Raw genomic sequence first — 21424 nt, 5'->3', positions numbered from 1 at the left:
CCGGGAAGGGGTGGTGATGAGCGATTAACGGCGAAGCCAGTTGCGCAGCTTGACCAGCAGCAGGGCACCGTCGCCGAGTTCGCGGCGGTCGTCCAGCAGCTCGGCGAGCAGCTCCGGGCGGTCGGTGATGATGGCGTCGACGCCCAGGTCGATCAGCTGAGACATCCGGGCGCGGTCATTGATGGTCCAGGCGTGCACCTCGTAGCCGTAGTAGCGCGCCAGGCGAATCTCGTTATCGGTGATGCGGTTGTGGCGCAGCCCCAGGGCATCGAAGCCGCGCCGGTCCAGGGTGCCGGGCAGGATCAGCTGGGCCAGCAGGGTCACCCTGAGCTCGGGCTCCCGGGCGCGAATCTCCTCTACCAGGGCCGCCGACATGGTGGCCACGCGGGTCTCTCCGACCACGTCCACGCTCCCGCAGGCCGCGGCCGCCTCGGCGTCTGCGGCCTCGTCGTGGCAGGCCTGGCGCCGGGCCGACTCCTCGCGCAGGGCGGCGATCACTCCCTCCACCAGGGCCACCTCGCGGCCAGGGTCCGGCTTCATGTCGATCATCAGGGCGTTGCGACCGCGCACCGCGGCCAGGGTCTCGTCGAGCCCCGGGATCCGCTCCCCCTGGAAGGCGTCGCCGAACCAGCTGCCCACGTCGAAGACGGCCAGCTCCTCCCGGGTCAGCTCGCCGAGGTTACGCGGGTCGCCGGTCAGGCGAGTGAGGCTGCGGTCGTGGTACAGCACCACCTCGTCGTCGGCGGTGAGGCGCACGTCGATCTCCACGTAGTCGGCGCCGTCCTGTATCGCCTGCTCCACCGCCGCCAGGGTATTCTCCGGGGCGGCCATGGAGCTGCCGCGGTGGGCGATATTGGCGACCTCGTCGCGCAGCTCGAAGCTGTTGACGATCAGCCATGCCTGGGAGAGGGCGAAGACGATCACCCCGATCTCCAGCGCCCAGGCCAGGCGCCCGGGGTGGGCGCCCTTGGGCGGCGGCGCGGGGCGCGGCTCGCGGTGCGCCAGGCGCAGGGTGAGGCAGGCCGAGAGCAGGGCGTTGGCGGCGATACCGACGAAGGTGATAGCCAGGGTCACCAGCACGTAGGCGGTGAGGTAGGCCAGGGTGGCCGGCACCAGCACGGCGTTGCGCTCCGGCAGCCACCACAGCATCGGTGTGAAGAGCCGGTCGAAGAGCAGGGTAGCGACCAGCGGTAGGGCGATGATCAGCAGCAGCAGGGCGATCACCGCCAGGGCGATGGGGCCCTTGCGGCCATGGGTCAGCCGGTGGCTGCGCTTGAGGGCCTGGCGGGGCCAGAGGCCCTCCAGCGCCACCAGCGGCAGGGCGAGGATCCAGCGGAAGTAGAGGGTCGCGGCGATGGCCGCCCAGACCACCACCAGGGGCAGGCCGATGGCCAGGAACTGCCACAGTGCCGGCGGGCGCACCCGCTGCACGTAGTAGGGGTCCAGCCCGCCGAGGAAGGTGCCGTAGAGCCAGGCAATGGCAAAGGCCACCGGAATGACCAGCAGCAGGTGGCTGCCCACCTGGACCACCACCAGGGCTGCCAGCTGCGGCAGGCGGCGCAGGGTCCACCAGAGCGCCTCGAAGGCCAGACGCACGTGGTTGTCCCGGGGGCGCGCCGCCACCAGGATCATCCCGGCCTGCTGCAGGTAGAGCACCAGGAAGGTGAGGCCGATGGCGGCCAGCAGCCAGAGGGCGCCGCCGGCACTCATCAGGATATCGATGAGCTCGGCGTTGGTGATCACCGGGCGCCCGAACTGGCCGAGCAGCCGGGTCAGGCTCCAGGCCACCGCCGGCAGCAGCAGCAGCGAGGCCAGCAGGGTGAAGAAGAAGTGGTAGACGATCAGCGGCCGCAGGTGCTCGCGCAGGGTGCGCAGCACGTCCCGGCTCAGCTGAGAGAGGGCCAGCATGGGGCGTTCGGCGTCATGGTCATGCCCCTAGGGTGACACCCTCGGGCAGCGGGCGGCAAGGGGCCGCCCGCGCGGGGAAGGGCGAAGGCGGGCCTCAGCCCTCCAGCGGCAGGCGCGCATCGGCCACCAGGATGCCGTTGTTGTCGGCGTAGAGCCACTCGCCGGGCGATAGGGTCACACCGGCGAAGGTCACCGGGATGTCGCGCTGGCCCTCGCCGCGCTTCTCGCTCTTGCGCGGGTGGGCGCCCAGCGCCTGCACGCCGAGCTCGGTCTCGGCCAGCACGTCCACGTCACGCACGCAGCCGTACATGATGACGCCCGACCAGCCGTTGTCGGCGGCCTGCTCGGCCAGCATGTCGCCCAGCATCGCACAGCGCTGGGAGCCCCCGGCGTCCACCACCAGCACGGCGCCCTCGCCGGGCTCGGCCACCGCTTCCTTGACCAGGGAGTTGTCCTCGAAGCACTTCACGGTGCGGATCGGCCCGCAGAAGGCATCGCGGCCGCCGAAGTTGACGAACAGCGGGTCCAGCACGCGCACCTCGGGGTGGGCGTCGCAGATATCGGGGGTGATGATATGGCTCACGTCGGGCTCCTTGCTCGGCTCGGGTTGCTGATTGCTGAAAGGCGTGCAGCCCGATGATGCCACAGCCGTCGGGGGTGCGGCAGGACGGCTTTGGTGGGAGGCCAGACGAAAAAAGCGCCCCCGGAGGGGCGCTTCTGTCATCGGCTCAGGCCGCCGCGGAGGCGGCCATTCGATGTTGCGAGCATCGGAGTCGAAGCTAAGGGTATCAGGCTTCCTGGGTGACGGGAATCACGTTGGAAGCGGCGTTCTGATACTCCTCGATCTCGTGGAAGTTCATGTAACGATAGATCTCGCCGGCCATGGCGTCGAACTCGCCCATGTAGCGGCGGTACTCGTCGACGGTGGGCAGGCGACCTTCCACGGCGGCCACGGCCGCCAGCTCCGCGGAGGCGAGGTACACGTTGGCACCGTCACCGAGGCGGTTCGGGAAGTTGCGGGTGGAGGTGGAGACCACGGTGGACTTGGCGGCCACGCGTGCCTGGTTGCCCATGCACAGCGAGCAGCCCGGCATCTCCATGCGCGCACCGGCGCGACCGTAGATGCCGTAGTAGCCTTCCTCGGTCAGCTGGTGCTGGTCCATCTTGGTCGGCGGGGCCAGCCACAGGCGGGTCTTCAGGCTGCCGGCCGGCTGCTTCTCGAGCAGCTTGCCCGCGGCGCGGAAGTGGCCGATGTTGGTCATGCACGAGCCGATGAAGACCTCGTCGATCTTCTCGCCGGCCACATCAGACAGCAGGCGGGCGTCGTCCGGGTCGTTCGGGGCGCAGAGTACCGGCTCCTTGAGCTCCTCGAGGTCGATCTCGATGACCTCGGCGTACTCGGCGTCCTTGTCGGCGCGCATCAGGCTCGGGTTGGCCAGCCACTCCTCCATGCCCTGGATGCGGCGGCTGATGGTGCGCTCGTCACCGTAGCCGTTGGCGATCATCCACTTGAGCAGGGTGATGTTGGACTTCAGGTACTCGCTCACGCTCTCCTCGGAGAGGGGGATGGTACAGCCCGCGGCGGAGCGCTCGGCGGAGGCGTCGGAGAGCTCGAAGGCCTGCTCGACGGTGAGGTCCTCGAGGCCCTCGATCTCCAGCACGCGACCGGAGAAGGCGTTCTTCTTGCCGGACTTCTCGACGGTCAAGAGCCCCTTCTGGATGGCGTAGTAGGGGATGGCGTGGACCAGGTCACGCAGGGTGACGCCGGGCTGACGCTTGCCCTTGAAGCGCACCAGCACGGACTCCGGCATGTCCAGCGGCATCACGCCGGTGGCGGCGGCGAAGGCCACCAGGCCAGAGCCTGCCGGGAAGGAAATGCCCAGCGGGAAGCGAGTGTGGGAGTCGCCGCCGGTGCCGACGGTGTCGGGCAGCAGCATGCGGTTCAGCCAGCTGTGGATGATGCCGTCGCCCGGACGCAGGGAGACGCCGCCGCGGTTCATGATGAAGTCGGGCAGGGTGTGGTGGGTGTCCACGTCGACCGGCTTCGGGTAGGCAGCGGTGTGACAGAAGGACTGCATCACCAGGTCGGCCTGGAAGCCGAGGCAGGCGAGGTCCTTGAGCTCGTCACGGGTCATCGGGCCGGTGGTGTCCTGGGAGCCCACGGTGGTCATCTTCGGCTCGCAGTACATGCCCGGGCGCACGCCCGCCATGCCGCAGGCCTTGCCGACCATCTTCTGGGCCAGGGTGTAGCCCTTGCCGGTATCGGCGGGCTGCTCCGGCAGGCGGAAGACGTCGGAGGCGGGCAGCCCCAGCGACTCGCGCGCCTTGGTGGTCAGGCCGCGGCCGATGATCAGCGGGATACGGCCACCGGCGCGCACCTCGTCGAGGATCACCTGGGTCTTGAGTTCGAAGGTGGTCAGCACCTCGTCGGTGCCGTGCTTGCACACCTTGCCCTCGTAGGGGTAGACGTCGATGACGTCGCCCATCTCCATCTTGGAGACGTCCATCTCGACGGGCAGGGCGCCGGAATCTTCCATGGTGTTGAAGAAGATCGGGGCGATCTTGCCGCCGAAGCAGAAGCCGCCGGCGCGCTTGTTGGGCACGTAGGGGATGTCGTCGCCGAAGAACCACAGCACCGAATTGGTGGCGGACTTGCGCGAGGAGCCGGTGCCGACCACGTCGCCGACGTAGGCGACCGGGAAGCCCTTGGCCTTCACTTCCTCGATCTGCTTCAGCGGGCCGGTGGTGCCGGGCACTTCGGGGTTGATGCCGTCACGCTCGTTCTTGAGCATGGCGTTGGCGTGCACCGGGATATCGGGGCGCGACCAGGCGTCCGGGGCCGGGGAGAGGTCATCGGTGTTGGTCTCGCCCGGCACCTTGAAGACGGTCAGGGTGATCTTCTCTTCCAGGGCGGGCTTGGAGAGGAACCACTCGGCCTCGGCCCAGGACTGGATGACGTCCTTGGCCACGGCGTTGCCGGCCTTGGCACGCTCTTCCACGTCGTGGAAGGCGTCGAACATCAGCAGGGTGTGCTTGAGCTGCTCGCCCACTTCCTTGGCCAGCGCGTCGTCGTCCAGCAGCTCGACCATGGAGACGATGTTGTAGCCGCCCTGCATGGTGCCGAGCAGCTTCACCGCGTGGATCCGGTCGATCAGCGGCGACTCGGCCTCGCCCTTGGCGATGGCGGTGAGGAAACCGGCCTTCACGTAGGCGGCCTCGTCAACACCCGGCGGAACGCGGTTGGTGATCAGGTCGAGGACAAACTCCTCTTCACCTGCCGGCGGGTTCTTCAGCAGCTCGACCAGTGCGGCGACCTGTTCAGCGTTCAGCGGCTTCGGCGGCACGCCTTCGGCGGCGCGCTCCTCGACATGTTGGCGATAGGCTTCAAGCACGTTGGGGCCCTCATTGCTAGTGAAGCCAGAGTGACCCGACCCGGCACGTAACCTGCCGATACGGCTCCTCTGGCGCGGGAGTCAGGGGTACGGCACCCCCCGTCCAGTTGGCCGCGATTCTACGGTAAGCTGTCGACAATGTTAAGCAAGCCCCGCCCCGCGGGGCCTTGCACTTTGGTCGGCGCTGTGTGGGTCGGGTTACAAGGGTGAGGGGAAGACGTGCCCGAAAAGTAGCCCCGGCGGATGCCTGCTAAGGTCAAGGGAAAGCCGAAAGGACCCTCTGGATGCCCGATTCCCTTCAGCGCCTCTTCAATGTGCGACCCGAGGAGCGCCTGCCGGTCCTGCTGGCAGTGCTGTTCTTCTTCTGCGTCCTCACCGCCCTGATGGTGCTGCGCCCGGCCCGGGAGGCCCTGGGGCTGCGCGGCGGCATCGAGGCGGTGCGCTGGCTCTTCATGGGCACCGCCCTCGTGACCCTGCTGGTCAACCCGCTGTTCGGCCTGCTGGTCAGCCGCCTGCCGCGGCTGCGCTTCATCGCCGCCACCTACCTCTTCTTCGCCGCCAGCCTCGGTGCCTTCTACCTGCTGATGACGCTGGCCCCTGGTGCGGTCGGCGTGGCCTCCGGCCAGGTCTTCTACGTCTGGTTCAGCGTCTTCAACCTCTTCGTCACCATGCTCTTCTGGGCGCTGATGGCCGACCGCTTCTCGCTGGCCCAGGGCAAGCGCTTCTTCGGGCTGATCGCCGTGGGCGGCACCTGCGGGGCGATCTTCGGACCCTGGCTGGCCGGGCGGCTGGCCGAGCCGCTGGGCACCCCGGCGCTGCTGCTGGTGGCCATCGGCTTCCTGCTGCTGGCGCTCACCGCCGCCTGCGGCGTGGCCCTCTGCCAGCCCCATCGGCCTCGGGAGAGCGATGACGAGGCCCCGGTGGTGGAGGAGCGCGAGCGGATCGGCGGCAGCGCCTGGGCCGGGCTGCGCGCCCTGACCCGGTCGCGCTACCTGCTCGGCATCGCCGCCTACGTGGTGATACTCGCCATCATGGCCACCTTTCTCTATTTCACGCGGCTGCAGATGGTGGCCGCCCTGGGCGATGACCTGGACCTGCGTACCGCCTGGTTCGCACGCATCGACCTGATCACCCAGGTGGCGACCCTGGTGATGCAGGCGCTCGTGGCCGGCCACCTGATGAAGCGTCTCGGCGTCGCCTTCACCCTGGCGCTGCTGCTGCTGCCGATGACCACCCTGCTGGGCTTCATCGGCCTGGCGATGGTCGGCTCCCTGGCCGCGCTGATCGCCTTCGAGGCGGTCTTCCGGGCCGTGCAGCGCGCCCTGATGCGCCCCGCCCGGGAGACCCTCTACACCGTTACCAGCCGGGAGGAGAAGTACAAGGCCAAGGCTGCCATCGACACCTTCGTCTACCGCGCCGGCGACGTGGTGGGTGCCCAGGTCGAGGGCGCGCTGGGTCGGCTCGGCATGGGCCTGGCCGCGGTGGCCAGCGTCGCCGTGCCCCTGGCGCTCGCCTGGGCGGCCCTGGCGCTCGCCTGGGCGGCCCTGGCGCTCTGGCTGGGCCGCACCCAGGGGCACATCGCCGCCGAGGCGGATGCCCCGGCCTCCACCACGACCCTCGATTCACAAGGGAGACCCTCATGATCTCGCGTCGCGATACCCTCAAGCTCTGCCTGGCGGCCGGTGCCGCCGCCACCCTGCCGCTCTCCACGGGCCTGCTCGCCCAGCCGCCTCGCGGGGAGCTGATCACCCGGGCCATCCCCTCCACTGGCGTGCGCGTTCCGGCGGTGGGGCTCGGCAGCTCGGCCACCTTCGCCAGCGTCGCCCGCAGCGAGGATGTTGCCGCCCTGCGCGAGGTGCTACAGACGCTGGTCGATGAGGGCGGGCGGGTCTTCGACACCGCGCCGGGCTATGGCGCCTCCGAGGCAGTGGCCGGCGAGCTCGCCGCGGAGCTTGGTCTCTCCGAGACGCTCTTCTGGGCCACCAAGGTCAACGTGGCGGGCCGCAACGGCGGCAGCGCCGACCCGGAGGCGGCTCGCGAGCAGATCGAGACCTCCTTCCGGCGCCTGGACAAGACGCCGCTGGACCTAATCCAGGTGCACAACTTGGGCGACGTGCCGACCCAGCTCGGGCTGCTCAAGGAGCTTCGCGAGGAGGGGCGGGTGCGCCATATCGGCGTGACCACCACCTTCGAACGACACTACGAGGCGCTCGAGCAAATCATGGAACGTGAGCCACTGGACACCGTCGGCATCGACTACGCCATCGACAATCGCTTCATGGAGGAGCGCATCCTGCCCCTGGCCCGTGACCGCGGCATCGGCGTGCTGGTCTATGCCCCCTTCGGGCGCACCCGGCTCTGGGAGCGGGTGCGCGGCCATGAGGTGCCGGACTGGGCCGCCGAGTTCGATGCCCACTCCTGGGCCCAGCTCTTCCTCAAGTTCGTGATCAGCCACCCGGCGGTGACCGTGGCCACCCCGGCCACCAGCCGCGCCCGCCACATGATCGACAACATGGGGGGCGCGCGCGGCGAGCTGCCGGACGAGGCGATGCGCCGGCGCATGATCGCCCACGTCGAGGGGCTCTGAGCCGTGGCGAATCTGTTCCAGGGGATTCCCGATCGCCTTCCCGAGGAGCGTTTCGAGGAACTCGTCAGAGGGGATTCGGTGACGGTGGAGCGCATCGTCTCCCGGGGGCATACCTCGCCCGAGACCGGCTGGTACGACCAGCCGCGCCACGAGTGGGTGCTGGTACTCAGGGGCCGCGGCGTGGTCGCCTTCGAGGACGGCGAGGAGGTTTCACTCGGCCCCGGGGACCACCTGCTGATTTCCGCCCACCGACGGCACCGGGTCGCCTGGACCGATCCGGACGAGGCGACCGTGTGGCTGGCGGTGCACTACGACTGACCCGGCACCAGGGAGGCCACCATGGAGAAGCTCCCACGCACGCTTCGACGCATCCTGCTGCTGCTCGCTCTGGCCCTGCCGATGGTGGCCTGGCAGCTGTGGCTGGCGCCGGCCCGGGAGACGCGCCAGGCCTGGAGCGGCAACCTGATCGAGACGACCCGCAGCCCCAGGCTGCTGCGCCTCGACGCGCCGGGCACGCATCGCCGCCCCAGGGACTACCACCATGTGTGGCATGTCGACCTGGACGGTGGCGGGGTCCGGGAGGTGGAGGTGCCCCACCGGCTCTGGCACCACGGCGAGCCGGGCCTGCCGGTGGTGAAGCGCCGCGGCGAGCGCTGGCCCGAGATCGACACCGATGAGTATCGCGACCAGCAGCGGCGCAACCGGGAGGGGACCCGGCGAGTCTTCGAGGTGCTGACCGGGAAGTAGAGTTCCTCCGGCGGGTGTATCACACTGGCCGAAATGGCTCGCTGCAAGGGACCGACGATGCGCCTGAGGGTACTTTCGGATCTTCATCTGGAACACTTCGACACTGCGAGGGAGCTGCCGGAGGTCAACGCCGATGCGGTAATCCTGGCCGGTGACATTCACTCTGGCACCCGTGGGCTCGCCTGGGCAGCAGAGTGCTTCGCCGGTACGCCGATCCTCTATGTACCCGGCAACCACGAATTCTACGGCACCTGCATGCCGGCCCTGCGCCGTGAACTGGCTACCGAAGCCGCTCGGCTGGGCATCCATCTGCTGGACAATCACACCCTGACCCTCGGCGGTGTATGTTTCCACGGCACGACCCTATGGACCGATTTCGCCCTCCATGCCGGCCAGCCCGATCACGACCCGGCGCTGACCGAGGCCAGGGCGCTGGCCCTGATGCCGGATTTCCGCATCATCGAGCAGCCGGAAGGGGAGGTCTTCACCCCGGCCGAGAGCCGCCGCCTGCATGCCGAGGCGCTGGCCTGGCTGGAGGCGGAGCTTGTGGAGCCGTTCAGCGGTCCCCGGGTGGTGATTAGCCACCATGCCCCCCCGGCCGAGGGTATTCCGCCGCGCTACCGCGGTGATGCCCTGTCGCCGGCCTTCGCCTCCCATCTGCCGCGGCTGATGGGCCGCATGGACCTGTGGGTCCACGGCCATGTGCATGAGCCGGTAGACCTGGAAGTGTCGGGAACGCGTATTGTCGCCAACCCTGGCGGGTATCCCGACGAGTTCAACCCACCGTTGTTCACATCGGATCTGATCATCGAGGTGCCGGCCAAATGACCTGGCTGATCGGCCTCTACCTGCCGGCGAGCCTGGCGGCCGCGGCCCTCTACGGCATCGACAAGGCCGCGGCTCGTTGCGATCGCCGCCGCGTCCCCGAGTCGACCCTGCATCTGGTGGCTCTGGCGGGGGGCTGGCCCGGGGCGCTGCTGGCCCGGCGCGCCTTCCGCCACAAGACCCGCAAGCAGCCCTTCGGCGCCATCCTCTGGGGCTGCGTGGCGCTCAATGTCGGCCTGGTGGCGTGGCTGGCCACGGCAGAGGCCACCCTGGGCCTGCGCCGGCTGGCGGGTCTGGAGTAGGGCAGTTGACGCACCATGGCAGCGCCCGGGGTGAGGGCATCACCCGCCAAGGCTTTATCCTGACCCGCCACTGGGAGGACACGCCCCGAGGCACCGAGGTCACCCTGTGGCTTGCCACCGACCAGGGGCCGCTGCTGGTGCGCCTGCCGGTTCAGACATCGGTGGCCTTCCTGCCCGCCGAGCAGCGAGCGCAGGCCGAGGCGCTGCTGGCCGGCGAGCCCGGCGTGACGCTGCGCGAGCTCGAGCTGCGCGACTTCCAACACCGCCCCGTGCTCGGCCTCTACTGCGAACAGTACCGCCAGCTGCTCCGGCTCGAGCGGCGCCTGGGGGAGGCCGGCCTGGCGCTCTACGAGGCCGATATCCGCCCACCGGAGCGCTATCTGATGGAGCGCTTTATCACCGCCCCCGTCGAGGTCACGGGCAAGGTAGATGGACAGGGCGGCCTAGCCGAGGCGCGCCTGCGCCCGGCCCCGGCCTATCGCCCGCGGCTGCGCACGGTGTCGCTGGATATCGAGACCAGCGGCCGAGGCGAGCTCTATTCCATCGCCCTTGAGGGGTGCGGCCAGCGCCAGGTCTATATGCTGGGGCCGGCCAACGGGGCGGCGGGCGATCACGACTTCGCGCTCGAGTACTGCGCGAGTCGCGCCGAGTTGCTCCGGCGCCTCAACGCCTGGTTCGCCGAGCATGACCCCGACGCCATCATCGGCTGGAACCTGGTGCAGTTCGACCTGCGGGTGCTGCGCGACCACGCCGAGCGGCTCGGCGTGCCGCTCAGGCTCGGCCGCGGGGGCAGCGAGCTCGAGTGGCGCGCCCACGGCCATCAGCCCAACCACTTCTTCGCCGCTACCGCCGGGCGGCTGATCATCGACGGCATCGAGGCGCTGCGCTCGGCCACCTGGCACTTCCCCTCCTTCAGCCTTGAGAACGTGGCCCGGGAACTGCTCGGCGAGGGCAAGGCGATCGACAACCCCTACCAGCGCCTGGACGAGATCCTGCGCCTGTTCGCCGAGGACAAGCCGGCGCTGGCCCGCTACAACCTACAGGACTGCGAGCTGGTTACGCGGATCTTCGCCAGGGCCGAACTGCTGGACTTCCTGCTCGAGCGGGCCGCGGTAACCGGCCTGCCCGCCGACCGCAGCGGCGGATCGGTGGCCGCCTTCACCCACCTCTACCTGCCGCGGCTGCATCGCCTGGGCCTGGTGGCGCCGAGCCTCGGCGAGGGAGAGAACGCCGAGAGCCCCGGCGGCTTCGGCATGGATTCCCGCCCCGGCCTCTACGATTCGGTGCTGGTGCTCGACTTCAAGAGCCTCTACCCCTCGATCATCCGCAGCTTCCTGATCGACCCGGCGGGGCTGGTGGAGGGGCTCGCCGAGCCTTCGGACGCCGCCTCGGTGCCGGGCTTTCGCGGCGCGCGCTTCTCGCGTACCCGCCACGCCCTGCCGGCCATCGTCGAGGGGGTCTGGGCCGGGCGCGAGGCCGCCAAGCGTGCCGGCAATGCGCCGCTCTCCCAGGCGCTCAAGATCATCATGAACAGCTTCTACGGGGTGCTGGGCTCCAAGGGGTGCCGCTTCTTCGATGCGCGGCTGGCCTCTTCGATCACCATGCGCGGCCACGCCATCATGCACCGCACCCGGGAGCTGATCGAGGGTGAAGGGTATACCGTTATCTACGGCGACGCCGACTCCACCTTCGTCTGGCTGGGGCGCCCCTGCGAGGAAGCGGAGGCGGCCGCGATCGGCCATCGGCTGGTGGAACAGGTCAACGCCTGGTGGCGCGAGCACCTGGCCGAGGCGTATGGCCTCGCGAGTGCCCTGGAGCTGCAGTTCGAGACCCACTATCGGCGCTTCCTGATGCCCACCATCCGCGGCGCCGAGGCGGGCAGCAAGAAGCGCTATGCGGGGCTGGTGCGGGACAAGGACGGCCAGGAGCGGCTGGTGTTCAAGGGGCTCGAGACGGTGCGCACCGACTGGACGGAGCTCGCCAAGGCGTTCCAGCAGGAGCTCTACCGGCGGGTCTTCACCGGCGAGCCCTGGCGGGAGTACGTGCGCGGCTACGTGCAGGCCTTCCTGGCGCGCGCCCGGTCGGGGGAGTTCGACGAGCGGCTGGTCTATCGCAAGCGGCTGCGCCGCCGCCTCGAAGACTACCGCCGCAACGTGCCGCCCCACGTGCGGGCGGCCAGGCTCGCCGATGCCGAGAACGACCGCCTCGGGCGGCCGCGCCAGTACCAGCACGGCGGCTGGATCCGCTACGTGATGACCCTGGCCGGTCCCGAGCCCCTGGAGGCCCACCGCTCGCCCATCGACACCGACCACTACCTGACCCGCCAGCTCCAGCCGGTGGCCGACGCCATCCTGCCCTTCGTGGGCGACGACTTCGCCAGCCTGGTCGACCGTCAGCTGGGGCTTTTCTGAGCGCTAGAGGGGTCAGCTGTGGGCCTGGGGTGTTGTGTCGGTTACCAAGGCCGACGCATGCCGCCCGAACTGCAGCTCCGCCAGGTGGCGATAGAGCGGGCTCGACGCCATCAGCTCCGAGTGGCGGCCGGCGGCCACCAGCCGGCCCTCGTCCAGCACCAGCAGTCGGTCCGCCGCCACCACCGTCGCCAGCCGGTGGGCGATCACCAGGCTCGTGCGCCCCACCATCAGCCGGTCCAGAGCCTGCTGCACCAGCCGCTCGCTCTCGGCGTCCAGGGCGCTGGTGGCCTCGTCCAGCAGCAGCACCCGCGGATCCCTGAGCAGCGCCCGGGCAATGGCCAGGCGCTGGCGCTGGCCGCCGGAGAGCTGCACCCCGCCCGGGCCGAGGGGGGTGTCGAACCCCCTTGGCAGCGCCTCGATGAAGGCCAGGGCGTTGGCGTCCCGGGCCGCCCGGCGCAGGGTCTCCAGATCCGCTTCGGGGTCGCCGTAGCGCAGGTTGTCGGCCACGCTGCCGGTGAACAGCACCGGCTCCTGGGCCACCAGCCCCAGGGCCGAGCGCAGCGCGCCGGGGTCCAGCTCGCGCAGGTCGATGCCATCCAGGCGCAGGGTGCCGGCGTCGGGGTCATGGAAGCGCAGCAGCAGGGCGAGCAGGGTGCTCTTGCCGGCCCCGGAGGGGCCCACCAGCGCCACCCTCTCACCCGGCTGGATGGTCAGGTCGAACCCCGCCAGGGCTGGGGTCTTCCGCCCCGGGTAGGTGAAGCTCACCCCCTCGAAGCGCAGCTCGCCGGCGAGCGGCTCGGGCAGTGGGACCGGATGCGCCGGCGGCGCGATGGCCGGCCGGGTATCGAGAAGCTCCAGCAGGCGCTCCGCGGCGCCCGCGGCGCGCTGCACGTCGCCGGCCACCTCGGCCAGGGTCGCCACGGCGCCGGCCGCGAGCACCGCATAGAAGACGAAGGCCGAGAGCTCGCCGGCGGTCATGGTGCCGGCCAGCACCGCCTGGCCGCCCTGCCACAGCATGATGCCCACCGCCGCGAAGACGGCCAGCATGGCGATGCCGGTCAGCCAGGCGCGCTGACGGGTGCGCTGGATGGCGCTGGAAAAGGCCTCCTCGACGCGGCCCGCGTAGTCACGCTGGTCTAGCTGCTCGTGGGTGAATGCCTGGACGGTGCGGATGCCCGTAAGCGTTTCGTCGGCATAGCGGCCGAGCTCCGCCACCCGGTCCTGGCTGGCGCGGGAGAGCCGCCGCACCCGCCGCCCGAACCACAGGATCGGCAGCACCGTGGCGGGAATGCCTAGCAGGACGATGGCCGAGAGCCAGGGCTGGGTCACCAGCATCAGCGCCACGGCACCGATGAGCATCAGCAGGTTGCGCAGGGCCAGGGAGACCGAGGAGCCGAACAGGCTCTGCAGCACGCTGGTATCGGCGGTGAGCCTCGAGGTGATCTCGCCCGCGGCTTGGCCGGGTGCCTGGGCGCTCTCGAAGAAGCCGGGCTCCAGGGTAAGCAGGTGGTCGAAGACCCGACGGCGCAGGTCGGCGGCCAGCCGCTCGCCGATCCAGGTCACCAGGTAGTAGCGCAGCGCCGAGGCCATGGCCAGTACCGTCACCACGGCAAGCATCATCCCGAGGGTGTGGCTCAGAGCGTCGCCGTCGGCGGCCATGAAGCCGCGGTCGATCACCAGGCGCAGCCCCTGGCCAAGCAGCAGCACGCTGCCCGAGGCCGCCAGCAGGGCCAGGGCCGCCAGGGCCAGTCGCCATCGATAGGGGACCAGCAGGCCCAGCAGGCGCAGCAGCACGCGCGGGTCGGGGCGTGAACTCATCGCGGATCTCGGCAGGCGGAAGAGGGAGATAGCATGTGCCGACGATGGCCGTCCGGCAAGGCCCTCGCAGGGCATGGCAGGCAGCGTGGCCGGCTGCGCGATGCGGTGACGCTTGAAGGGGGAGGGGCCAGGCGCCATAGTCGAGATCAATGACCCCGACCCGGAGCCCCCATGTCCGACGCCCTGACCCTCGGCTGCCCGCACTGCGGCGCCATCAATCGCGTCAGCCAGGCGCGCCTGCACGACGGCCCGAAGTGCGGCCGGTGCAAGCAGGCGCTGTTTACCGGCGAGCCGGTCGAGCTGACGTCAGCCAACTTCCGCGCCCTGGTGGAGCGCAGCGAGCTGCCGGTGGTGGTGGACTTCTGGGCCGCCTGGTGCGGCCCCTGCAAGATGATGGCGCCGATCTTTGCCGAGGCGGCTCGCGAGCTGGAGCCGCGCATGCGCTTCGCCAAGCTCGATACCGAGGCCCAGCAGCCCCTGGCCGGGCGCTTCGGCATCCGCAGCATTCCCACCCTGATCGTGTTCAGGAACGGCCAGGAGGTGGCTCGTCAGCCGGGATTGCTACAGGGGCCTCAGCTTCGTCAGTGGCTATCTCCGCATCTGGCATAGCGGCTAGCTCCGGCAGCCACAGCGTGGTGGGGGAGTCAAAGCGCATGCCCTTCGGGGGGGAGCCGGCCACCACCACGCGGTTGCGGCCGCGCGCCTTGCCGGCATAGAGGGCCCGGTCGGCGCGCAGCAGCACCGGGTCGAGGCGTGACTCTCCGGGCGCGATCTGGCTGATGCCCACGGTGACACTCAGCTGGGCCTGCTGGCCCAGCATCGGCAGCGCCAGGCCGCTGACCCTGCGGCGCAGCCGCGCAGCCGCTCGCCCACGGCCGCCGCGGTGGCGAGGTCGGCCAGTGGCAGCACGATCACGAACTCCTCGCCGCCGTAGCGGCCGAGAATGTCGCACTCCCTCAGCACCGACCGACAGCAGCCGGCCACGCTGGTGAGCACCATGTCGCCTACGGCATGGCCGTGGAGGTCGTTGAGCCGCTTGAACAGGTCCACATCGACCATGCAGATCGACAGCGGCGTGCCGTCGCGCCGGGCACGACGCAGCTCCTGGCCGGCCAGTTCGAAGACATGCCGCCGATTGGCGACGCCGGTCAGGCCATCGGTACAAGCCATGTAGCGCAGGCGTGCCTCCAGTTCCTTGCGTTCGCGGATCTCCTCCTTGAGGCGGCGATTGATATGCCGCTCTTCCAGCAGGAGCGCGAACTGCTCGCGCTTGAGGCGCTTGAGATGGAGGATCGTCAGCCAGCCCAGCAGATTGACGAACAGCAGCAGCAGCAGGCTGGTCATCACCAGCATCGGGGGTAGGCTGGAGCCCACCAGCGAAACCGTCAGGAAACCGGCCAGCAGATAGGCGTTGCCGGCGAGCATCCAGGGCAACCGGTTGGGGAGGAAGAGGTAGAGCGCCATGCTCGCCACCACCAGGGAGGCGACGTGGATGCCGGTATGGATGGGGCGCAGCAGGATGGTCATCAGTATGACGGAGAGGCACAGCAGGCTGACCAGGTTGACCGGCAACACCCTGTGGGCCACCCCCGGCCTGCGCCACACCGCCAGCGCTACGGCCAGGCAGGCGGCCACGGTGGCCAGACGAGCGACGAGCAGGATGAAGAAGTCCCCCCCGAGCCCCAGCACGCTGTAGTCCGCCGCTGCGAAGGCCAGGAAGAGCCCGGCGATCAGGCACAGCGCCAGGCGCAGCTGGCAGGCGTGGTGTGCCAGGATCGAGCGCTTGAACAGTGCCTCCAGTGCCGGGTCCCTGAACTCCGCCTGCCAGTTCAGCAGACCCGCCTCTCCCACCAGTTGCCGCATGCCAGATGCCTCGCGTACCGGGCTCGTCACGAGCACCGTGGCCTCATCGCTTGGTTATCTGGTGCAGCTTGGCCCTGAAAGCCCGGGGCTGCCAGCGGTGGACGGCAAGTGCCAGCAATTGCCTACATTGGCTGTAAGCCATCGCCTACAGAGGGAGGATGAGAGCGCTCAGCCCTGGCGCTTGAGCTGTTCCCTCAGCTGCTTGGGTACCTGCTTGATGATCAACCGGTCGGTGGCCTCGTCATACTCCACGCTGGAGCCGAGCAGGTGGGAGTCGAAGCTGATCGAGACCCCCGCGGCGCGGCCGGTGAAGCGGCGAAACTGGTTGAGGGTCTTGCGGTCTGGCGGGATCTCCGGAGAGAGGCCGTAGTCGGCATGACGAATGTGGTCATAGAAGGCCCTGGGCTGCTGCTCATCGAGCACCTCCGAGAGCTCCTCCAGGGTGATGGGCTCGCCGCGGCTGGCCTGGTCGCTGGCATAGTCGATCAGCGCAGACGTCTTTTCGCGGCTCGCTTCCTCGGCCAGGTCCTCCTTCTCCACGTAGTCGCTGAACGCCTTGAGCAGGGTGCGCGTCTCGCCGGAGGCGTCCACGCCCTCCACGGCGCCGAGCAGGGCGGCAAATCCTTCGGCCAGGGCCTTGCCTCCCCGGTCGCGGGTCCAGGAGAGGTACTGTCGCGAGTCTCCGGCCTGCCACTGGGCGAGGTCGATGCGGGCCGCCAGGCTCATCTGGGCCAGGTTGAGCTGGCGGGCCGGCACCAGGGCCAGCTGCGGGTCCACCGCGAAGCCTTCGCGGTGGTGGAGCAGGGCGAGGGTGAGGAAGTGCCCGTCACCGAATCGGGTCTCCAGCACGACCAGGTCACCGGATACCGAGAGGTGGGCATCGAGCAGGGTGGTCAGGCGCTCGCCGATGGCCCGGGTCAGGGCGACGAAGTCGCGGCCATCGGCCAGGTAGTCGGCCAGCTCCGCGGCCAGCGGCGACGCCTGTTCGGTGCCTTCAACGGCGAAGTGGCCCCACGCCTTGCCCTTGCCGTGGTAGGCCTTGTTGAGTCCCTCCAGCAGGGCGTCCAGGGTATCGGTGTGGGGCAGCGTCGCCTCGGCCGCGACCAGCCTGGCCGTGGCGTCACCGGGTTTCTCGATACGATGGACGATGGCGTTGAGGATCGGCATGGGGCCTCCTGCGAGAGTGGGCGAGGGCGGCGATGATACCCGGCCGGCTCGCGAGTCGATACCCGATCACGGCTTGAGCCGGTACCCCGTGCGGAAGATCCGCTCCACCACCGCGAGTGCCGCGGTCAGGAACAGCAGGATCATGGCGAGGCTGATCACCGGGCTGACGTCGCTGATGCCGTAGAAGCTCCAGCGGAAGCCGCTCACCAGGTAGACCACCGGGTTGGCCAGGGTCACCGCCTGCCAGAAGGGCGGCAGCATGTCGATGGAGTAGAAGGTGCCGCCAAGGAAGGTGAGCGGGGTGATCACCAGCAGCGGCACCAGCTGCAGCTTCTCGAAGCCGTCGGCCCAGATGCCGATGATGAAGCCCAGCAGGCTGAAGGTCACCGCGGTGAGCAGCAGGAAGAGCACCATCATCAGCGGGTGCGCGATCGAGTAGGGCACGAACAGTCGCGCGGTGACCAGCACGATCAGCCCCAGGGCGATGGACTTGGTGGCCGCCGCGCCCACGTAGCCGAGCACGATCTCCCAGTAGGAGATGGGCGCCGAGAGGATCTCGTAGATCGAGCCCGAGAAGCGCGGGAAGAAGATCCCGAAGGAGGCGTTGGAGACGCTCTGGGTCAGCAGCATCAGCATGATCAGCCCGGGCACGATGAAGGCGCCGTAGCTCACGCCGTTGACCTCGCTGATCCGCGTGCCGATGGCCGCGCCGAACACCACGAAGTAGAGCGAGGTGGAGATCACCGGCGAGACGATGCTCTGCAGTACGGTGCGCAGGCTGCGCGCCATCTCGGCGAGATAGAGGGTCTTCACGGACTGCAGGTTCATGCCGTCTCCTTGACCAGGCTGACGAAGATCTCCTCCAGGGAGCTCTGGCGGGTGTGCAGGTCCTTGAAGCCGATGCCGGCGGCCTCCAGGTCGGCGAGCAGCTCGGCGATGCCGGCCTGGTCCTCGTCGGGTTCGTTGGCATCGTAGGTGTAGACCAGGGCGTGGCCCTCCTCGGCCAGGGCCAGCCCGTGGCGGGCGAGGGCGTCGGGCAGCGTCGCCAGGGGCTCGCGCAGGTGCAGGGTCAGCTCCTTGCTGCCGAGCTTGCGCATCAGGGCGTGCTTCTCCTCCACCAGCACCAGTTCGCCGCGGCGGATCACGCCGATGCGGTCGGCCATCTCCTCGGCCTCCTCGATGTAGTGGGTGGTGAGGATGATGGTCACGCCGCTGTCGCGCAGCTGGCGCACCACCTCCCACATGTCGCGGCGCAGCTCCACGTCGACCCCGGCGGTGGGCTCGTCCAGGAACAGGATCTCCGGCTCGTGGGCCAGGGCCTTGGCGATCAGCACCCGGCGCTTCATGCCGCCCGAGAGGGTGATCAGGCGATTGTGGCGCTTGTCCCACAGCGACAGCGAGCGCAGCACCGCCTCGATATGGGCCGGGTCCTTGCCCTTGCCGAAGAGCCCGCGGCTGAAGCTGACGGTGTCCCACACGGTGACGAAGGCCTCGTTGGTCAGCTCCTGGGGTACCAGGCCGATCCGCTGCCGGGCGGCGCGGAAGTCGCGGACGTTGTCGTGTCCGTCCACCAGCACCCGCCCCGATGTGGCATTGACCAGGCCGCAGATCACGCTGATCAGGGTGGTCTTGCCCGCCCCGTTGGGGCCCAGCAGGGCGAAGATCTCGCCCCGCCGGATCTCGAGGTTGACCTCCCTGAGGGCCTCGAAGCCGCCGGCATAGGCCTTCGAGAGCCGCTCGACCGCGATGACCGGGGACTCACTCATGCCTGGCTCCTGTGGCGGGTTCGATGATGCCCTCCATCCTAGCGCGACTCTCCGTATGATACAGGGCTTGTACAAGAAAAAAGCCGCGCAGGGTGGCCCATGCGCGGCGTCATCCAGCACGGCAGGCGATCAGCTGCGGCTGGTGATCTCCAGCAGGTGGTAGCCGAACTGGGTCTTCACCGGTCCGTGCACCTTGTTCAGCTCGCCGGAGAAGACCACCTCGTCGAACTCGCGGACCATCTGGCCCGGGCCGAAGCTGCCGAGGTCGCCGCCCTGGCGGCTGGAGGGGCAGGTGGAGTTCTCGCGGGCCACCTCGGCGAAGTCGCGACCGCCCTCGATCTCGGCCTTGAGGGCCTCGCACTTCTCCTTGCTGTTCACCAGAATATGACGCGCGGTTGCCTTGGCCATGGAAGTCTCCTGAAGGTTGGCTCTCGGGGGCCGGCGGGGGCGCCGGCCGGTCACGGCGAGGATAGCATGACCCTGCCCGGGGGCAGGCCGCAACCCCGGCTCAGCCCCCCAGCCCGATGCTGAGTCGCAGGGCCTGCAGGCCATCCAGTTCCAGGCGGACCTCGTCCGAGAAGAGCGGATGGCCGAGCACGCGAACGTCGAGGGTGGCCTCGGCGCCGCGATAGCGGATGCCGACGGCGACCTGTGCCGCCTGGCTCACCGGCGCGAGCAGCCCGTAGTCGAGGCTCTGCACCTCGATGGCCGTCAGCCCGCGGGCCTCCAGCTGCTCCTCGATGGCCTGCCGGGCGGCATGGCCGTAATAGACATAAAGGCCGGCGTAGGCCAGGCCGGCGAGCATGGCGAGAGTGAAGACGAAGCGGCCCATGGCATCCTCCCTGTGGGCAACGATGGAATCCCGATTGCGCGTTATATCACACCGCCGGGCACCATGCCGGGCGGCGGCCGTCGTGTCACAATCATGTCTCAATGGCGGGGCGTCACCCCCCGCAGCGATGATCGAGGGAGGCGAGCATGAGCGAGGCGGTGTCGAACGGGGCGGGCATTCCGGTGGGGATCAGTGCCTGCCTGATGGGCGAGCAGGTGCGTTACAACGGCGGCCACAAGCGGTCGCGCTACTGCCTGGAGGTGCTCGGGGAGTGCTCCCTGATGCACGTCTTCGGCTACCTCAAGGAGGCCCTGGACGGCGAGACACGCCAGGACCTGCTCGCCGCCATCGAGGAGTATCGCCAGGGGCATGTGGCCCTGGCGGTGCCGATCCGCCTGCTGGCGCACTACCTGAAGCGCCACGGCTCGGAGTATATCCGCCGCCAGACCTACCTGGACCCGCACCCCTATGAGCTGGGGCTGCGCAATGCCATCTGACCCCTGGCCCATGACGCACCTCGAACGCTTCACCGGCCTGGCCGAACGCTTCACCGGCCTGGCCGAACGGTTGGCCGAATGGCAGTCGCTGTGGCGCTGCCTGCCCTTCCAGCACCCGCGGCTGCCCTGGCAGGCGCGCTGGCCGGGGCTTGCCGAGGCGCTGCTGGCGCTCACTGACGCCGAGGTGGCGCGTCTGCAGGAGGACCCCTTCACGGACTCCCCCCTGGCCGCCTGGCTGCCCGTGGATGAGCTGGCTTGGCTGGTGGCCCTGCCGGCGATGGAGGCGCAGGGCGGGGTACTGGCCGAGGAACTGCCCGAGGCCTGGGGAGAACAGGTGGGGGGGCGCAAGTGGCGCCAGGTACAGGCCTTTCTGCCCCAGGTCGAGGTCGCCCAGGCCGAGTCGCTGGTGGAGTGGTGCGCCGGCAAGGGGCACCTGGCCCGGGCCCTGTCGCGGCATCATGGCATCGAGGTGACCGCCCTGGAGTGGCAGCCGGCGCTGTGCGAGGCGGGCCGCGCCCTGGCCCAGCGGCAGGGCGCTCGGGTGACGCTGCGGGAGCAGGACGTCATGGCCGAGAACGCCGCGGCGTGGCTGGACGACCGGACCCGGGTGGCGGCGCTGCACGCCTGCGGCGACCTGCACCGTCGGCTGCTCACGCTCGCCGCGGCGGCGGGCAGTGCCGTGACCCTGGCGCCCTGCTGCTACCAGCGCACCGCGGACGACCGCTACCGGCCGCTTTCCACCAGGGGGCGCGCCCTCGCCGAGGCCCGGGGCCTGGTGCTCGAACGGGATGACCTGGCCCTGGCCGTGCAGGAGACGGTCACCGCCCCCCGTGGCGTGCAGCGCCACCGGGAGCGGGCCGGCGCCTGGCGCCTCGGCTTCGATCGGCTGCAGCGCGAGGTGCGCGGTGTCGATGCCTACCTGCCGGTGCCGAGCCTCGCCTACGGCCAGATGCCCGCGACCTTCGAGGGCTTCTGCCACTGGGCGGCGCAGCAGAAGGGCATCGCGCTGCCCGCGGGGGTCGACTGGCGCGCCCACGAGGACGCCGGCTGGCGGCGCCAGCGGGAGGTCGCCCGTCTGGATCTCGCCCGCCACCTCTTCCGCCGCCCCCTGGAGGTGTGGCTGGTGCTGGATCGTGCGGCCTTCCTGGAGGAGGCCGGCTATGCGGTGGAGCTCGGCACCTTCTGTCCCCGGGAGCTCACCCCTCGCAACCTGGTGCTGCGCGGGCGCAAGCGTTGAAACGCCGACCGCTGCGGCGCGGTTTCCTCGCTGCCCCGGCTCGGTCAAAGTGTAGCCCTGAGGCCTGGTCGG

General features: G+C 69.6%; 20 protein-coding genes. 10 read left to right on the top strand and 10 right to left on the bottom strand.

What is annotated here, in order from left to right:
- Positions 1 to 24: 24 nt before the first annotated feature.
- From B6N23_RS03325 to acnB, 3 genes are all read right to left on the bottom strand, one after another.
- Entirely contained in the window at positions 25 to 1908 is a 1884-nt protein-coding gene (locus B6N23_RS03325; RefSeq protein WP_305501818.1) for a glycerophosphodiester phosphodiesterase family protein, read from the bottom strand.
- A gap of 94 nt (positions 1909 to 2002) precedes the next feature.
- A complete protein-coding gene (rraA, locus tag B6N23_RS03320) occupies positions 2003 to 2491 on the bottom strand; it encodes a ribonuclease E activity regulator RraA (RefSeq protein WP_305501815.1) in 489 nt (162 codons plus the stop codon).
- A gap of 205 nt (positions 2492 to 2696) precedes the next feature.
- The gene (gene acnB / locus B6N23_RS03315; protein ID WP_305501813.1) at positions 2697 to 5300 is read right to left on the bottom strand and encodes a bifunctional aconitate hydratase 2/2-methylisocitrate dehydratase; all 2604 of its coding nucleotides are present in this window, start codon (positions 5298 to 5300) and stop codon (positions 2697 to 2699) included.
- 284 nt (positions 5301 to 5584) lie between these two features.
- Here acnB and B6N23_RS03310 point away from each other — a divergent pair, with 284 nt between their 5' ends.
- Genes B6N23_RS03310 through B6N23_RS03280 form a run of 7 tightly spaced genes read left to right on the top strand, consistent with a single transcriptional unit; the run spans position 5585 to position 12172 of the window.
- A complete protein-coding gene (locus B6N23_RS03310; RefSeq protein ID WP_305501811.1) occupies positions 5585 to 6943 on the top strand; it encodes an NTP/NDP exchange transporter in 1359 nt (452 codons plus the stop codon).
- Positions 6940 to 7887: an aldo/keto reductase gene (locus tag B6N23_RS03305; RefSeq protein WP_305501808.1), complete on the top strand. Its 948-nt coding sequence runs from the start codon at positions 6940 to 6942 to the stop codon at positions 7885 to 7887. The genes B6N23_RS03310 and B6N23_RS03305 overlap by 4 nt, the downstream gene beginning before the upstream one ends.
- Before the next feature lie 3 nt (positions 7888 to 7890).
- Entirely contained in the window at positions 7891 to 8205 is a 315-nt protein-coding gene (locus tag B6N23_RS03300) for a cupin domain-containing protein (protein ID WP_119022175.1), read from the top strand.
- A 21-nt stretch (positions 8206 to 8226) separates the two neighbouring features.
- Positions 8227 to 8634, top strand: a complete 408-nt coding sequence (locus tag B6N23_RS03295; protein ID WP_119022174.1) for a hypothetical protein — start codon at positions 8227 to 8229, stop codon at positions 8632 to 8634.
- Positions 8635 to 8691: 57 nt separating this feature from the next.
- Positions 8692 to 9462, top strand: a complete 771-nt coding sequence (locus tag B6N23_RS03290) for a metallophosphoesterase (protein WP_305501804.1) — start codon at positions 8692 to 8694, stop codon at positions 9460 to 9462.
- Complete coding sequence (locus B6N23_RS03285) at positions 9459 to 9761, top strand: DUF1294 domain-containing protein (RefSeq protein ID WP_119022172.1); 303 nt, start codon at positions 9459 to 9461, stop codon at positions 9759 to 9761. Before B6N23_RS03290 ends, B6N23_RS03285 begins: the two co-directional genes overlap by 4 nt.
- Positions 9762 to 9766: 5 nt before the next feature.
- On the top strand, positions 9767 to 12172 hold the full coding sequence (locus B6N23_RS03280; protein ID WP_305501799.1) for a DNA polymerase II: 2406 nt from the start codon (positions 9767 to 9769) through the stop codon (positions 12170 to 12172).
- Between the two features lie 12 nt (positions 12173 to 12184).
- Here B6N23_RS03280 and B6N23_RS03275 read toward each other — a convergent pair whose 3' ends face one another.
- On the bottom strand, positions 12185 to 13990 hold the full coding sequence (locus tag B6N23_RS03275; protein WP_305501796.1) for an ABC transporter transmembrane domain-containing protein: 1806 nt from the start codon (positions 13988 to 13990) through the stop codon (positions 12185 to 12187).
- 171 nt (positions 13991 to 14161) lie between these two features.
- Between B6N23_RS03275 and trxC the strand changes: the two genes are divergently transcribed.
- Entirely contained in the window at positions 14162 to 14599 is a 438-nt protein-coding gene (gene trxC / locus B6N23_RS03270) for a thioredoxin TrxC (RefSeq protein WP_110067967.1), read from the top strand.
- Positions 14600 to 14785: 186 nt separating this feature from the next.
- On the opposite strand, the gene B6N23_RS03265 is transcribed toward trxC, so the two are convergent.
- The 6 genes from B6N23_RS03265 to B6N23_RS03240 all read right to left on the bottom strand — a co-directional run bounded on the left by B6N23_RS03265 (position 14786) and on the right by B6N23_RS03240 (position 19618).
- Complete coding sequence (locus B6N23_RS03265; RefSeq protein WP_305501792.1) at positions 14786 to 15889, bottom strand: GGDEF domain-containing protein; 1104 nt, start codon at positions 15887 to 15889, stop codon at positions 14786 to 14788.
- Between the two features lie 132 nt (positions 15890 to 16021).
- Positions 16022 to 17020 carry a nucleoid-associated protein YejK gene (yejK, locus tag B6N23_RS03260; protein WP_110067964.1) on the bottom strand — a complete coding sequence of 333 codons (999 nt, stop codon included), beginning with the start codon at positions 17018 to 17020 and terminating at the stop codon, positions 16022 to 16024.
- A gap of 66 nt (positions 17021 to 17086) precedes the next feature.
- Positions 17087 to 17848: an ABC transporter permease gene (locus B6N23_RS03255; RefSeq protein ID WP_305501788.1), complete on the bottom strand. Its 762-nt coding sequence runs from the start codon at positions 17846 to 17848 to the stop codon at positions 17087 to 17089.
- A complete protein-coding gene (locus B6N23_RS03250) occupies positions 17845 to 18786 on the bottom strand; it encodes an ABC transporter ATP-binding protein (protein WP_305501786.1) in 942 nt (313 codons plus the stop codon). The genes B6N23_RS03255 and B6N23_RS03250 overlap by 4 nt, the downstream gene beginning before the upstream one ends.
- 129 nt (positions 18787 to 18915) lie before the next feature.
- Positions 18916 to 19194, bottom strand: a complete 279-nt coding sequence (locus B6N23_RS03245) for a peptidylprolyl isomerase (protein ID WP_110070487.1) — start codon at positions 19192 to 19194, stop codon at positions 18916 to 18918.
- 100 nt (positions 19195 to 19294) lie between these two features.
- Positions 19295 to 19618, bottom strand: a complete 324-nt coding sequence (locus B6N23_RS03240) for a hypothetical protein (RefSeq protein ID WP_110070488.1) — start codon at positions 19616 to 19618, stop codon at positions 19295 to 19297.
- A 146-nt stretch (positions 19619 to 19764) separates the two neighbouring features.
- Here B6N23_RS03240 and B6N23_RS03235 point away from each other — a divergent pair, with 146 nt between their 5' ends.
- Together B6N23_RS03235 and B6N23_RS03230 are read left to right on the top strand one after the other, a co-directional pair.
- Complete coding sequence (locus B6N23_RS03235) at positions 19765 to 20115, top strand: DUF1722 domain-containing protein (protein ID WP_305501783.1); 351 nt, start codon at positions 19765 to 19767, stop codon at positions 20113 to 20115.
- A 10-nt stretch (positions 20116 to 20125) separates the two neighbouring features.
- Positions 20126 to 21352: a methyltransferase gene (locus tag B6N23_RS03230; protein ID WP_305501782.1), complete on the top strand. Its 1227-nt coding sequence runs from the start codon at positions 20126 to 20128 to the stop codon at positions 21350 to 21352.
- Positions 21353 to 21424: the final 72 nt, after the last annotated feature.

Origin of the sequence: Halomonas alkalicola (genome assembly GCF_030704205.1) — a bacterium.
Classification (GTDB): domain Bacteria; phylum Pseudomonadota; class Gammaproteobacteria; order Pseudomonadales; family Halomonadaceae; genus Halomonas; species Halomonas alkalicola.
This window is presented reverse-complemented; position numbering and strand designations above follow the sequence as displayed.

Excerpts from the sequence above, each read along its gene's own strand:
- B6N23_RS03235 (WP_305501783.1), top strand. The coding sequence starts at position 19,765 with ATGAGCGAGGCGGTGTCGAACGGGGCGGGCATTCCGGTGGGGATCAGT.
- B6N23_RS03290 (WP_305501804.1), top strand. The coding sequence starts at position 8,692 with ATGCGCCTGAGGGTACTTTCGGATCTTCATCTGGAACACTTCGACACT.
- B6N23_RS03310 (WP_305501811.1), top strand. The coding sequence starts at position 5,585 with ATGCCCGATTCCCTTCAGCGCCTCTTCAATGTGCGACCCGAGGAGCGC.
- B6N23_RS03250 (WP_305501786.1), bottom strand. The coding sequence starts at position 18,786 with ATGAGTGAGTCCCCGGTCATCGCGGTCGAGCGGCTCTCGAAGGCCTAT.
- B6N23_RS03240 (WP_110070488.1), bottom strand. The coding sequence starts at position 19,618 with ATGGGCCGCTTCGTCTTCACTCTCGCCATGCTCGCCGGCCTGGCCTAC.
- B6N23_RS03305 (WP_305501808.1), top strand. The coding sequence starts at position 6,940 with ATGATCTCGCGTCGCGATACCCTCAAGCTCTGCCTGGCGGCCGGTGCC.
- B6N23_RS03255 (WP_305501788.1), bottom strand. The coding sequence starts at position 17,848 with ATGAACCTGCAGTCCGTGAAGACCCTCTATCTCGCCGAGATGGCGCGC.
- yejK (WP_110067964.1), bottom strand. The coding sequence starts at position 17,020 with ATGCCGATCCTCAACGCCATCGTCCATCGTATCGAGAAACCCGGTGAC.
- B6N23_RS03295 (WP_119022174.1), top strand. The coding sequence starts at position 8,227 with ATGGAGAAGCTCCCACGCACGCTTCGACGCATCCTGCTGCTGCTCGCT.
- trxC (WP_110067967.1), top strand. The coding sequence starts at position 14,162 with ATGTCCGACGCCCTGACCCTCGGCTGCCCGCACTGCGGCGCCATCAAT.
- B6N23_RS03325 (WP_305501818.1), bottom strand. The coding sequence starts at position 1,908 with ATGCTGGCCCTCTCTCAGCTGAGCCGGGACGTGCTGCGCACCCTGCGC.
- B6N23_RS03230 (WP_305501782.1), top strand. The coding sequence starts at position 20,126 with ATGACGCACCTCGAACGCTTCACCGGCCTGGCCGAACGCTTCACCGGC.
- B6N23_RS03245 (WP_110070487.1), bottom strand. The coding sequence starts at position 19,194 with ATGGCCAAGGCAACCGCGCGTCATATTCTGGTGAACAGCAAGGAGAAG.
- B6N23_RS03275 (WP_305501796.1), bottom strand. The coding sequence starts at position 13,990 with ATGAGTTCACGCCCCGACCCGCGCGTGCTGCTGCGCCTGCTGGGCCTG.
- B6N23_RS03285 (WP_119022172.1), top strand. The coding sequence starts at position 9,459 with ATGACCTGGCTGATCGGCCTCTACCTGCCGGCGAGCCTGGCGGCCGCG.